Consider the following 12,747-nt stretch of genomic DNA (forward strand, 5'->3'; position numbering starts at 1 on the left):
TCGAACCATGACCGCTACCGTCAAGCTGCTTATCAACGGCGAATTCGTCGAGTCACGCACCCAGCAGTGGCGCGATGTCGTCAACCCGGCCACCCAGGAAGTGCTGGCCCGGGTGCCCCTGGCCACCGGCGAGGAAATCGACGCCGCGGTGGCCAGCGCCAGCCAGGCCTTCAAGACCTGGCGCAAGACGCCCATCGGCACTCGCGCGCGGATCTTTCTCAAGTACCAGCAACTGATCCGCGAAAACATGAAGGAGCTGGCGGCCATTCTCACCGCCGAACAGGGCAAGACCCTCGCCGACGCCGAGGGCGACGTGTTCCGTGGCCTGGAGGTGGTCGAGCATGCCGCCGGCATCGGCAACCTGCAACTGGGCGAGCTGGCCAACAACGTGGCCGGCGGCGTGGATACCTACACCCTGCTGCAACCGCTGGGCGTGTGCGCCGGCATCACCCCGTTCAACTTCCCGGCGATGATCCCGCTGTGGATGTTCCCCATGGCCATCGCCACGGGCAACACCTTCGTGCTCAAGCCATCGGAGCAGGACCCGATGGTGACCATGCGCCTGTGCGAGCTGGCCCTGGAAGCCGGCGTGCCCCCCGGCGTGCTCAACGTGGTGCATGGCGGCGAGGACGCGGTAAACGCGATCTGCGATCACCCGGATATCAAGGCGGTGTCCTTCGTCGGTTCGACCCGCGTCGGCACCCACGTCTACAACCGCGCCAGCCAGGCCGGCAAACGCGTGCAATGCATGATGGGCGCCAAGAATCACGCCATCGTGCTGCCCGATGCCCACAAGGAGCAGACCCTGAACAACCTGGCCGGCGCCGCGTTCGGCGCTGCCGGGCAGCGCTGCATGGCGCTGTCGGTGGTGATTCTGGTGGGCGAGGCCCAGGGCTGGCTGCCGGACCTGGTCGCCAAGGCCGAGACCCTCAAGGTGGGCGGCGGCATGGAGAACGGCACCGATGTCGGCCCACTGATCTCCTGCACGGCGCTGGACCGGGTCAGCAGCCTGATCGACCGCGGCACCCGCGAAGGCGCCCGCCTGGTACTCGACGGGCGCAATCCATCCGTTGCCGGCTACGAGCGGGGCAACTTCGTCGGCCCGACCATCTTCGCTGGGGTGACGCCGCAGATGAGCATCTACCGCGAGGAGATCTTCGGCCCGGTGCTGTGCGTGGTGCACGCCACCACCCTGGACGAGGCCATCGCGCTGATCAACGCCAACCCCAATGGCAACGGCACGGCGATCTTCACCCGCTCCGGCGCCGCGGCCCGGCACTTCCAGGAAGAGATCGACGTCGGCCAGGTGGGCATCAACGTGCCGATTCCGGTGCCGGTGCCGATGTTCTCGTTCACCGGCTCGCGGGCTTCCAAGCTCGGCGACCTGGGCCCGTACGGCAAGCAGGTGGTGCAGTTCTATACCCAGACCAAGACCGTGACCCAGCGCTGGTTCGACGAGAGCGACGTCGGCGGTGCGGTGAATACCACCATCACCCTGAAGTGAGGCGACGACCATGAATATCGGATTTATCGGCCTGGGCAACATGGGTGCGCCAATGGCCCACAACCTGCTCAAGGCGGGTCATTCGCTGCGCGTCTTCGACCTCTCCACCAGCGCCGTCGCGGCCTTGGTGGAAGCCGGTGCCACTGGTGCCAAGACCGCCTGCGGCGTTTTGCAGGACGCGGAAATGGTCATCACCATGCTGCCGGCCTCGGCCCATGTGAAGGCGGTCTACCTCGGCGCCGAGGGATTGCTGGCCAAGGTCGCGCCGGGCGTGCTGCTGATCGACTCGTCTACCATCGACCCGCTGGCCGCCCGGGAAGTCGCCAAGGCGGCCGCCGCCCACGGCAACCCGATGCTCGATGCCCCGGTGTCGGGTGGCACCGGCGGCGCGGCGGCCGGCACCCTGACCTTTATGGTTGGCGGCGCCGAGGCGGACTTTGCCCGGGCGCAGCCGATCCTCGCGAGCATGGGCCGCAACATCGTGCACTGCGGCGGCAGCGGTAACGGCCAGGTCGCCAAGGTGGCCAACAACATGCTGCTCGGCATCTCCATGATCGGCGTTGCCGAGGCCATGGCGCTGGGGGTCTCGCTGGGCATCGACGCCAAGGTGCTGGCGGGCATCATCAACACCTCGAGCGGGCGCTGCTGGAGTTCGGACACCAACAACCCCTACCCCGGCGTACTCGACAACGTACCGGCCTCGCGGGGTTACAGCGGCGGCTTCGGCACCGACCTGATGCTCAAGGACCTGGGCCTGGCCACCGAGGCAGCGCGGCAGATCAGGCAACCGGTGATACTCGGCGCCCTCGCCCAGCAGCTCTACCAGCGCTTTAGCTGCGATGGGCATGGTGGGCTGGATTTCTCGGCGATCATCAACAGCTACCTGAAGCCTTAGGACAAGTCGTGATGCACGGCAATGCGCGCAAAGGACTGAGCGTATTACCGCCCCCAAAAAGGTTCCTCGCGGAAACTCGGGAAGTCAGTCTTGATACCGGACTGGCAAGTTTGGTTGAGTGCGGGTGTTTTTCGGCTCTTAACTGCTTATCAGCGCTCTGCTGAGGTCTTCCGTTTCGCCCTTCGGGCGAGTCACTTTTGCGGGCAAAAGTAACCAAAACCCTCCGCCCGATCATCCGGCCCCGGCTGCGCCGGGGTTCGCTCACTCCATCGCCGTTCCAGAGGCCCGCCGCGAAGGGCCATCCATGGCCCATCGCGGCTCTCGCGGCATCCATGCCGCTCAGCCTCTTCCACGACGATTCCATTCGCCCTCCTGGACGGGCTCTGCACGCCCCCGGAATCGGAGGTAGTTCACCAGAGCTTTGCGTGCTTGAACATGGGGTCAGCCTTGGGGCTGACCTGGATGCTATCCCGTGCATCCCCAAAAGCATGCCCGGTCGTGCAGGCGCGCGACTGTCCCCTTCAGGAGGGTGAGTGGAGTCGTTGCGTAAAGGGGCGAGCGGCATGGATGCCGCGAGAGGCTTAAAGGGCCAGGGATGGCCCTTGTAAGCCGACCCTCGGAGCGACGATGGAACTCACGAACCCCGGCGCAGCCGGGGCCGGATGATGGGGTGCGCTTTCTTTTGCTTACTTTTCTTTGCGCACTTCAAAGAAAAGTGAGTCGCCCGATGGGGCGAAACAAGAAATTTCTGCACACAACGCAGCGGCGTCCAAAACACCTAACGAGCCAACACACTGATTTGCCAGTCCGGTGTCAATCCGCACGCTGCCCAAACAATGCGAAGACCCATAAAAACGCCGGGGCTCAGGCCCCGGCGTTTTTATGGGTGTTCCGGAAAAGCGCAGACTCGTGCCTGCGCCCTGCTCACCCGTCCTTAGTGCAGGATCTGCCCCAGGAACAGCTTGGTACGCTCGTTCTGCGGGTTGTCGAAGAAGGCGTTCGGCTCGGCCTGCTCGACGATCTCACCCTTGTCCATGAAGATCACCCGGTCCGCCACGGTGCGGGCGAAGCCCATTTCGTGGGTCACGCAGAGCATGGTCATGCCGTCCTGAGCCAGGCCGATCATGGTGTCGAGTACTTCCTTGACCATTTCCGGGTCGAGTGCCGAGGTGGGCTCGTCGAACAGCATGATCTTGGGCTTCATGCACAGCGCGCGGGCGATGGCCACACGTTGCTGCTGGCCACCGGACAGCTGCCCCGGGTACTTGTGCGCCTGCTCCGGAATGCGTACGCGCTCCAGGTAGTGCATGGCGATTTCCTCGGCCTTGCGCTTGGGCATCTTGCGCACCCACATCGGCGCCAGGATGCAGTTCTGCAGCACGGTCAGGTGCGGGAACAGGTTGAAGTGCTGGAACACCATGCCCACCTCGCGGCGCACGGTCTCGATGTCCTTGAGGTCCCGGGTCAGCTCGGTGCCATCGACCACGATACGGCCGGCCTGGTGTTCTTCCAGGCGGTTGATGCAACGGATGGTGGTCGACTTGCCCGAGCCCGACGGGCCGCACAGCACGATACGCTCGCCCTGGCGCACGTCCAGGTTGATGTCCTTGAGAACGTGGAACTGGCCATACCACTTGTTCACGCCCTGCAGCTGAATGATCGGCTCGGCGCTGGGTTGCTTGTTTGCTTCACTCATAATTCACTCCTCTCGAGGGGCTGATTCAGGATTTAGCGAGCTACAGCCAGGCCAGGCGAAAACAGTCGAGGGAGCGGAGTGTACGGCTGTACATGAGCATCCCGAGAGTGTTTTCAACGCCGCCTGGCCGACGCGCAGCAAATGCTGAACAGCCCCTAACGCTTGTGGCCAGTGTCCAGCTTTCTCTCCAGATGGAGGGAATAGCGGGACATACCGAAACAGAAAATCCAGAAAATCAGGGCGGCGAACACATAGCCTTCGGTCGCCATGCCCAGCCACGCCGGGTCGGCAGCCGCCTGCTTGACGCTGTTGAGCAGGTCGAACAGGCCGATGATGATCACCAGGCTGGTGTCCTTGAACAGGGCGATGAAGGTGTTGACGATACCCGGGATCACCAGCTTGAGCGCTTGCGGCAGGATCACCAGACCCATCATCCGCCAGTAGCCCAGGCCCATGGCGCCGGCTGCTTCGTACTGCCCCTTGGGAATCGCCTGCAGACCGCCACGTACCACTTCGGCGATGTAGGCCGACTGGAACAGGATCACGCCGATCAGTGCGCGCATCAGCTTGTCGAAGCTCATGCCTTCCGGCAGGAACAGCGGCAGCATCACCGAGGACATGAACAGTACGGTAATCAGCGGCACACCACGCCAGAACTCGATGAAGGTCACGCAGACCACCTTCACCGCCGGCAGGTTGGAGCGACGCCCCAGCGCCAGCAGGATGCCTAGCGGCAGTGCACCGGCGATACCGACCGCGGCGATCACCAGGGTCAGCATCAGGCCGCCCCAGCGGCTGGTCGCCACGGTGTCCAGGCCGAACACGCCACCGTGCAGCAGGCACCAGGCGACGACCGGATAGACCACCAGGAAGGCGATGCCGTAGACGGCCTTGCGCGGGAACCTGGAGATGAACAGCGGCGCGGCGCCAACAATCGCCAGCACCGCGGTCAGGTCCACGCGCCAGCGCAGTTCGCTGGGGTAGAAGCCGTACATGAACTGGCTGAAGCGCGCCTGGATGAACACCCAGCAGGCGCCCGACTGGGTGCAGTCGGCGCGGGTGGTGCCCACCCAGTTGGCGTCGATGAACGCCCACTTGAGCAGCGGCGGCACCATCAGCCAGACGAGGTAGATGGCGAACAGCGTCAGCAGGGTGTTGAGCCAGCTGGAGAACAGGTTGCTGCGCATCCAGGCGAGCGCGCCAACGCTGGCGCTCGGTGGCGGCAGATCCGGTTTGAAAGTATGAGTGCTCATTGCGCTAGGTCCTCACCGCTCGATCAGCGCGATGCGCTTGTTGTACCAGTTCATCAGCAGGGAAATGCTGATACTGATCGCCAGGTAGACGCTCATGGTGATGGCGATCACCTCGATGGCCTGACCGGTCTGGTTGAGTACGGTACCGGCGAACAGCGACACCATGTCCGGGTAGCCGATACCGGCGGCCAGGGACGAGTTCTTCGCCAGGTTCAGGTACTGGCTGGTCAGCGGCGGAATGATCACGCGCATGGCCTGCGGGATGATCACCTTGCGCAGCGTCGGGCCGGGGCGCAGGCCCAGGGAGCGGGCGGCTTCGGTCTGGCCGTGGCTCACCGAGTTGATCCCGGAGCGCACGTTTTCGGCGATGAACGCCGCGGTGTAGACGGTCAACGCGACAGTCAGCGCCAGCAGTTCAGGGATCATCACCCAGCCGCCGACGAAGTTGAAGCCCTTGAGCTCCGGTACCGACCAGTGCAGCGGGCTGCCGAAAACCAGCGCGACCAGGGTGGGGATGACGATCGCCATGCCCAAGCCGACCCAGAACTTGTGGAACGGCTGGCCGGTGGCTTCGAAGCGCTTGTTGGCCCAGCGGGTCATCATCACGATGGCCACGATGGTGACCACCAGGCCGATCGCGAACGGCCAGAACGCACCGGTCGCCTCGGCAGCCGGCATGTTCAGGCCGCGATTGCTGAGGAAGAAGCTGTCGCCCAGATTGATGCTGGCACGGGGTCCGGGCAGCGGCAGCAGCACGGCGAAGTACCAGAAGAGAATCTGCAGCAACGGCGGAATGTTGCGGAAGATCTCGATGTAGACGGTCGCCAGCTTGCTGATCATCCAGTTCGGCGACAGGCGCGCGACACCGATGACGAAGCCGAGGATGGTGGCCAGCACGATACCGATGAAGGACACCAGCAGGGTGTTGAGCAGGCCGATCACGAACACGCGGGCATAGCTGTCCGCTTCGGTGTAGCTGATCAGGTGCTGGGCGATGCCGAAGCCGGCACTGCGCTCGAGGAAATCGAAGCCCGAGGTGATGCCCCGGTGTTGCAGGTTGGTCTGTGTATTGCTGAACAGGAACCAGCCCATTGCGACCACGGCCACAACGGTAATGATCTGGAATAGCCAGGCGCGCACACGTGGATCGCTAAGGGAGAACCCCTGCGGTGCGCCGATGTTTTTCTGCATGGGAATGCCCCAGGTATAACGCAACGAAAATCGCCCGGCAGGGATCTGCCGGGCGACAGGCCAATCAACGCACTGGTGGTGCGTAATGCAGACCGCCTTTGTTCCACAGAGCGTTGAGACCACGCTCGATTTTCAGCTCGCTGCCCTTGCCGATGTTGCGCTCGAAGACTTCGCCGTAGTTACCGACCTGCTTGACGATCTGGACGACCCAGTCCTTCGGCAGCTTCAGATCCTTGCCGTATTCACCGTCGGCACCCAGCATACGGGCGACGTCAGGGTTCTTGGTTTCCTTGGCCAGGGCTTCGACGTTCTTGGAGTCGACACCCAGCTCTTCGGCATTGAGCATGGCGAACAGGGTCCATTTGACGATAGCCATCCAGTCTTCGTCGCCACGACGAACCAGCGGGCCCAGCGGCTCCTTGGAAATCACTTCCGGCAGTACCACCCAGTCATCCGGCGCGCCCAGTTTGATGCGCTGTGCGTACAGCTGCGACTGGTCGGAGGTCAGCACGTCGCAACGGCCGGCTTCCAGCGACTTGGCGCTCTCGTCGGAGGTATCGAAGGTGATCGGGGTGTATTTCAGGCCGTTCGAGCGGAAGTAGTCGGAGACGTTCAGCTCGGTGGTGGTGCCCGCCTGGATACAGATGGTCGCGCCATCCAGTTCCTTGGCGCTGGCAACGCCCAGCTTCTTGTTGACCAGGAAGCCGATGCCGTCGTAGTAGGTCACGCCGGTGAACACCAGGCCCATGCCGCCGTCGCGGGAGCTGGTCCAGGTGGTGTTGCGCGACAGCACGTCGACTTCACCGGACTGAATAGCGGTGAAACGCTCTTTGGCGGTCAGCGGGCTGTACTTGACCTTGGTCGCGTCGCCCAGCACTGCTGCGGCCACACCGCGGCAGATATCGACGTCGATGCCCTGGTAGTTGCCCTTCTCATCCGGCACCGAGAAACCCGGCAAGCCGTCACTGACGCCACACTGTACAAAGCCCTTCTTCTTTACGGCGTCCAGGGTAGCACCGGCGTGAGCCATGCCTGCAGCGCCCAGAACGGCGGCGGCGGTCAACATCGCCAGGGTGGTTTTAACCATCTTCATTGAACATTCTCCGGTTGCTTTTGTTGTGTTGGAGTCTCAGCCCGATCGCCGTACCCTTTTGGGGCATGTCGTCACTGTAGGCAGCAACAGTGTAGACCGGCGACCTGACCTCGGCGCCAGTGCCGTGACCCATTCGAAAGCAGGTCATCGGCGTTGGCACCAACCCGTTGGTGAACGGGCCCGAGACGGATCGCGAATTTGCACATCGACGGGCATGCAGCGCCCGGCGAACCTTTTGGAAATCCCATCAAATCGGCTTTCCCGTCTGCTCCGCGGCCCGGCGTGGTGTTACCACGCTGGCCCGACGACATCAGTCCTCCGTTACATAGCAAAGGCCATACCACAGGCTGTTTTTACTCGAGAGATGGACGGGTCAAGGGGGCAAAGTTGTAATCTTGCGACATCTAGTTCATGGATCAGTACAGTGACGGAAAACAGTCACGCACCAAAATAATGCACAGGCCCCACATTGGAGCAACACATGGATACCACATTGCTACTGCAGCCCCCACTTCCCGCCGATTCGTGCGTCATCTGGCTGCACGGTCTGGGTGCAGACCGTTTCGATTTCCAGCCGGTCGCCGAGGCGCTGCAGCAAGCGCTGCGCAGCACGCGCTTTGTACTGCCACAGGCGCCCACCCGTGCGGTGACCATCAACGGCGGCTACGCGATGCCCAGTTGGTACGACATTCTGGCCATGAGCCCGGCCAGGGCCATCGATCGCGAACAGCTCGAGCAGTCGGCCCAGCAGGTCATCGAGCTGATCGAGGCGCAGCGAGACGACGGCATCGACCCGCAGCGCATCTTCCTGGCCGGTTTTTCCCAGGGTGGCGCGGTGGTGCTGCACACCGCCTTTCTGCGCTGGCAGGGGCCACTGGGCGGCGTGCTGGCGTTGTCGACCTATGCACCGAGCTTTGCGGACGAGCTGCAATTGAGCGACGCCCAGCGCGCCATACCGGTCTATTGCCTGCACGGCGACAGGGATGGCGTGGTGCTGCCGAGCATGGGCCGCACCGCTCACGACTGGCTGCAGGGCCGTGGCGTCTGCGTGGATTGGCAGGAGTATCCGATGGCCCACGAAGTGTTACCGCAGCAGCTACGGGATATCGCCGCCTGGCTCGCGGCCCGTCTGTAACGCGGGTTTTGGCGGCGCGCCTGTGACGGCCTTCACAGTCCCCGTGCCGCCGGTCGTGCGCAGGTCGCAAGACGATTGTCAGCCCGGGTGGCGAACGCTACTGTCACCGCAATGAGACCCGTTCATTGATCACGAACGCCGTCATCGACCCATGGGAGCGTTAGCGATGCCCATCGTTAGGCGTTTCGAGCAAGGATGCTGATGCCATGAAGGCGGCCCACTGGCAAACCGACCTGCAGCAGATTCGCCAGCTGCGCCTGTTCGACAAGGTAGCGCTCGGTAGCCTCAACCGGCTGCTCGACGCCTTTCGCCCCTGCGAACTGGACGCGGCCGAAGTGCTGCTCTCGCCGTTCGATCGCAACCAGTACCTCTATATAGTCGTCACTGGCAGCCTCAAGGTGTACCTGGGCTCGCTGGACAACCAGCCGGTTACCACCCTGGGGCCCGGCGACTGTGCGGGCGAGATCAGCTTCCTCGATAACGAGCACCCCAGCGCCTACGTGGTGGCCACCGAGCCCAGCAGCGTGCTGCGCCTGCACCGCGACGCGCTCAACTCGCTGTTCCAGCAATCGCCGCAGATGATGCACAACCTGCTCAAGGTACTCTGTGATCGTGTGCGCCAGGGCAACCGGCAACTGATCAACAGCGAACAGAACGCCAACGTCGACAAGCTCACCGGAGCCTTCAACCGCCGCTGGCTGGAGCACGTGTTCGAGCGCGAGCGGGCGCGCTGCGTGATCGACAAGCAGCCGCTGTGCCTGCTGATGCTCGACGTCGACCACTTCAAGGATTACAACGATCAGCACGGCCACCTGGCGGGCGACTATGCACTGTGCCTGGTCGCCCATACCCTGCGCCGCCAGCTCCGGGCACGTGACAGCCTGGTGCGCTATGGCGGTGAGGAATTCGTGGTGCTGTTGCCCGAGCTGGCGATGCAGCAGGCCGTCGAGGTGGCCGAGCGCCTGCGCGAGAGCCTGGAGCGCATCGGCTCCTTCTATTCACCCCTGGGCGCCCAGCCGGGCGTGACCATCTCCCTGGGGCTGGCGCAGATGGCCGCCCGCGATGGCCTCGCCGGCCTGATCGCTCGGGCCGACAAGGCCCTTTACCGGGCCAAGAACAGCGGCCGCAACCGGCTCTGTCATTGAATTGCCGCGAGCGCGTGCCAGGCTAAAGGCAACCGCTTTTCGGAAAGCCCTCCATGCGCAAGCGCCTGCTTATCGTCCCGATCATCCTGGGCCTTGCCGCCGCTGTGTTCTTCACACTGCCGGACGTGCTCGACCGACGCATGAACAGCGTCGAATCCCCGGCGCCCTATCCGGCCAGCCAGGCCGCTACGCGCCTGCACGACACCCTGTTCATCGCCGACCTGCACGATGACGCCCTGCTCTGGGAACGTGACCTGCTCAAACGCTACAGCTACGGCCACTCGGACCTGCCGCGCATGCTCGACGGGCGCGTCGGCCTGCAGGTGTTTTCCACGGTCACCCAATCGCCGCGCGGCCTGAACTACGAAAGCAACGACGCCGACAGCGACACCATCACCCTGCTCGCCATGGCCCAGCGCTGGCCGCGGGCGACCTGGAACAGCCTGCTGCAACGTGCCCTGTACCAGGCCGAGAAACTTCGCGAAGCGGCTGCCGGCAGCGATGGCCGGCTCGTACAGATCCGCACACATCAGGATCTGACGGACTTTCTGCAGGCCTGGAATCAAGACCCACAGCGGGTCGCCACGCTGCTCGCCACCGAAGGCCTGCACCCGCTGGAGGGCCGGCTGGAGAACCTCGACCGGCTCCACGATGCCGGCTTTCGCATGGCCGGGCTGACCCACTTCTTCGATAACGAGGTCGGCGGCTCGGCCCATGGCGTGAACAAGGGTGGGCTGACACCATTCGGGCGACAGGTCATCGCGCGGCTCGAAGAAAAGTCCATGCTGATCGACCTGGCCCACGCCTCGCGCCCGCTGATGGACGATGTGCTGGCCATGGCCACGCGCCCGCTGCTGGTGTCCCATGGCGGCGTCGAGGGTACCTGCCCGGGCACCCGTAACCTCAGCGACCGGCATATCCGCGCCATTGCCGCGAGCGGCGGGGTGATCGGCATCGGTTACTGGGACACCGCCGTGTGCGCCACCTCGGTAGCCGCCATCGTCAAGGCGATCCGCTACACCGCGGACCTGGTGGGCGTCGAGCACGTGGCCCTGGGCTCCGACTTCAACGGCACCATTCATGCGCCGTTCGACGTCACCGGCCTGGCGCAACTGACCGAAGGCCTGCTCGGCGCCGGCTTCAACCGCGACGACATCGCCGCGATCATGGGCGGCAACGTCCAGCGCCTGCTACTCGCCAGCCTGCCGACACACTGAGCGACAGCCACCTGTGGCGCCGGTGGCAGGGTACTCCCTGCCCGCCGCGTCTTGCTTTACACTGGCTGGCGTTCATTCCTTAATCAATCGACGAGATGACCGTGCTCAAAGCACTCAAAAAAATATTCGGCAAAGCCGAAAATGAGCCACACAGCTCAGTCTCCCCGACCCTCGAAGCCACTTCGCCCCCTGTCGCCGCTCCTCGTCAGGAGCGCCAGCCGCGCCCGCCCAAAGAGCCGGCCAGCGCCGAACAGAAGCCCCAGAGCAAACCCGCCAAGCCCCGTCGCGAACGCGCGCCCAAGCCGGTCGACACCTGGAAGCTCGAGGATTTCCAGGTCGAACCCGCGCCTGGCAAGACCCGTTTTCACGACTTCAGGCTGTCGCCGCAGCTGATGCATGCCATCCACGACCTGGGCTTCCCGTACTGCACGCCGATCCAGGCCGGCGTACTGGGTTATACCCTCGAGGGTCAGGACGCCATCGGCCGCGCCCAGACCGGCACCGGCAAGACCGCCGCCTTCCTGATCTCGATCATCACCCAGTTGCAGCAGACCCCGCCGCCCAAGGAACGCTACATGGGCGAGCCGCGGGCGCTGATCATCGCGCCGACCCGCGAGCTGGTGGTGCAGATCGCCAAGGATGCCCAGGAGCTGACCAAGTATACCGGCCTCAACGTGATGAGCTTCGTCGGCGGCATGGACTTCGACAAACAGCTCAAGCAGCTGGAGTCGCGCTTCTGCGACATCCTGGTGGCTACGCCGGGGCGCCTGCTGGACTTCAACCAGCGCGGCGAAGTGCATCTGGACATGGTCGAGGTGATGGTGCTCGACGAAGCCGACCGCATGCTCGACATGGGCTTCATCCCCCAGGTTCGCCAGATCATCCGCCAGACCCCGATGAAGGGCGAGCGCCAGACCCTGCTGTTCTCCGCCACCTTCACCGAAGACGTGATGAACCTGGCCAAGCAGTGGACCACCAACCCGGCCATCGTCGAGATCGAGCCGGAAAACGTCGCCAGCGATACGGTGGAACAACATGTCTACGCCGTCGCCTCGGCGGACAAGTACAAGCTGCTCTACAACCTGATCGTGCAGAACGACTGGACCCGGGTAATGGTCTTCGCCAACCGCAAGGACGAAGTGCGCCGTATCGAGGAACGCCTGACCCGTGACGGTATCAGCGCGGTACAGATGTCCGGCGACATTCCCCAGCACAAGCGCATTCGCGCCCTGGAAGGTTTTCGCGAAGGCAAGATCCGCGTCATGGTCGCCACCGATGTGGCCGGCCGCGGCATCCATGTCGACGGCATCAGCCACGTGATCAACTTCACCCTGCCGGAAGATCCGGACGACTACGTGCACCGCATCGGCCGTACCGGTCGCGCGGGCGCCAGCGGCACGTCGATCAGCTTCGCCGGTGAGGACGATGCCTTCGCCCTGCCGCCAATCGAGGAGTTGATCGGCCGCAAGATCCAATGCGAAATGCCGCCGGACGAGCTGCTCAAAGCGGTACCGCGCAAGAACTGACAACCACGTCAGCACGCCAGGGCGCCCTCTCGCCCTGGCCCAACAGCCTCTCCAGCGCCCTGCCCCATACGGGCCGACAGGACGTCACGCTA

The 12,747-nt window shown here is 64.0% G+C and carries 10 protein-coding genes; 6 read left to right on the top strand and 4 right to left on the bottom strand.

The window, feature by feature from the left end; all coding sequences use genetic code 11:
* Positions 1–7: 7 nt before the first annotated feature.
* Positions 8–1,504, top strand: coding sequence for a CoA-acylating methylmalonate-semialdehyde dehydrogenase (locus SA190iCDA_RS20345; protein ID WP_070887527.1), 1,497 nt, complete (start codon positions 8–10; stop codon positions 1,502–1,504).
* Between the two features lie 10 nt (positions 1,505–1,514).
* Entirely contained in the window at positions 1,515–2,399 is an 885-nt protein-coding gene (gene mmsB / locus SA190iCDA_RS20350) for a 3-hydroxyisobutyrate dehydrogenase (RefSeq protein WP_070887528.1), read from the top strand.
* A 934-nt stretch (positions 2,400–3,333) separates the two neighbouring features.
* On the opposite strand, the gene SA190iCDA_RS20355 is transcribed toward mmsB, so the two are convergent.
* From SA190iCDA_RS20355 to SA190iCDA_RS20370, 4 genes are all read right to left on the bottom strand, one after another.
* Positions 3,334–4,095, bottom strand: coding sequence for an amino acid ABC transporter ATP-binding protein (locus SA190iCDA_RS20355; protein WP_013790176.1), 762 nt, complete (start codon positions 4,093–4,095; stop codon positions 3,334–3,336).
* Between the two features lie 155 nt (positions 4,096–4,250).
* Entirely contained in the window at positions 4,251–5,348 is a 1,098-nt protein-coding gene (locus tag SA190iCDA_RS20360; RefSeq protein WP_070887529.1) for an amino acid ABC transporter permease, read from the bottom strand.
* Between the two features lie 12 nt (positions 5,349–5,360).
* Positions 5,361–6,539 (bottom strand): amino acid ABC transporter permease, encoded by a 1,179-nt coding sequence (locus tag SA190iCDA_RS20365; protein WP_070887684.1) that lies wholly within the window; start codon positions 6,537–6,539, stop codon positions 5,361–5,363.
* Between the two features lie 64 nt (positions 6,540–6,603).
* Positions 6,604–7,632 carry an amino acid ABC transporter substrate-binding protein gene (locus SA190iCDA_RS20370; RefSeq protein WP_070887530.1) on the bottom strand — a complete coding sequence of 343 codons (1,029 nt, stop codon included), beginning with the start codon at positions 7,630–7,632 and terminating at the stop codon, positions 6,604–6,606.
* 481 nt (positions 7,633–8,113) lie between these two features.
* On the opposite strand from SA190iCDA_RS20370, the gene SA190iCDA_RS20375 reads away from it, so the two are divergent.
* The 4 genes from SA190iCDA_RS20375 to rhlB all read left to right on the top strand — a co-directional run bounded on the left by SA190iCDA_RS20375 (position 8,114) and on the right by rhlB (position 12,655).
* Entirely contained in the window at positions 8,114–8,767 is a 654-nt protein-coding gene (locus SA190iCDA_RS20375; RefSeq protein WP_070887531.1) for an alpha/beta hydrolase, read from the top strand.
* A 206-nt stretch (positions 8,768–8,973) separates the two neighbouring features.
* Positions 8,974–9,912 carry a GGDEF domain-containing protein gene (locus SA190iCDA_RS20380; protein WP_070887532.1) on the top strand — a complete coding sequence of 313 codons (939 nt, stop codon included), beginning with the start codon at positions 8,974–8,976 and terminating at the stop codon, positions 9,910–9,912.
* Between the two features lie 53 nt (positions 9,913–9,965).
* Complete coding sequence (locus SA190iCDA_RS20385) at positions 9,966–11,129, top strand: dipeptidase (RefSeq protein WP_070887533.1); 1,164 nt, start codon at positions 9,966–9,968, stop codon at positions 11,127–11,129.
* Positions 11,130–11,230: 101 nt separating this feature from the next.
* Positions 11,231–12,655: an ATP-dependent RNA helicase RhlB gene (gene rhlB / locus SA190iCDA_RS20390; RefSeq protein ID WP_070887685.1), complete on the top strand. Its 1,425-nt coding sequence runs from the start codon at positions 11,231–11,233 to the stop codon at positions 12,653–12,655.
* The last annotated feature ends 92 nt before the right edge of the window (positions 12,656–12,747 follow it).

The sequence above is a fragment of the Pseudomonas argentinensis genome, from assembly GCF_001839655.2.
Taxonomy (GTDB): Bacteria; Pseudomonadota; Gammaproteobacteria; order Pseudomonadales; family Pseudomonadaceae; genus Aquipseudomonas; species Aquipseudomonas argentinensis_B.

What these genes read in the sequence shown, in the direction of transcription:
- SA190iCDA_RS20345 (WP_070887527.1), top strand. Translation starts at nt 8, where the DNA reads ATGACCGCTACCGTCAAGCTGCTTATCAACGGCGAATTCGTCGAGTCA.
- mmsB (WP_070887528.1), top strand. Translation starts at nt 1,515, where the DNA reads ATGAATATCGGATTTATCGGCCTGGGCAACATGGGTGCGCCAATGGCC.
- SA190iCDA_RS20355 (WP_013790176.1), bottom strand. Translation starts at nt 4,095, where the DNA reads ATGAGTGAAGCAAACAAGCAACCCAGCGCCGAGCCGATCATTCAGCTG.
- SA190iCDA_RS20360 (WP_070887529.1), bottom strand. Translation starts at nt 5,348, where the DNA reads ATGAGCACTCATACTTTCAAACCGGATCTGCCGCCACCGAGCGCCAGC.
- SA190iCDA_RS20365 (WP_070887684.1), bottom strand. Translation starts at nt 6,539, where the DNA reads ATGCAGAAAAACATCGGCGCACCGCAGGGGTTCTCCCTTAGCGATCCA.
- SA190iCDA_RS20370 (WP_070887530.1), bottom strand. Translation starts at nt 7,632, where the DNA reads ATGAAGATGGTTAAAACCACCCTGGCGATGTTGACCGCCGCCGCCGTT.
- SA190iCDA_RS20375 (WP_070887531.1), top strand. Translation starts at nt 8,114, where the DNA reads ATGGATACCACATTGCTACTGCAGCCCCCACTTCCCGCCGATTCGTGC.
- SA190iCDA_RS20380 (WP_070887532.1), top strand. Translation starts at nt 8,974, where the DNA reads ATGAAGGCGGCCCACTGGCAAACCGACCTGCAGCAGATTCGCCAGCTG.
- SA190iCDA_RS20385 (WP_070887533.1), top strand. Translation starts at nt 9,966, where the DNA reads ATGCGCAAGCGCCTGCTTATCGTCCCGATCATCCTGGGCCTTGCCGCC.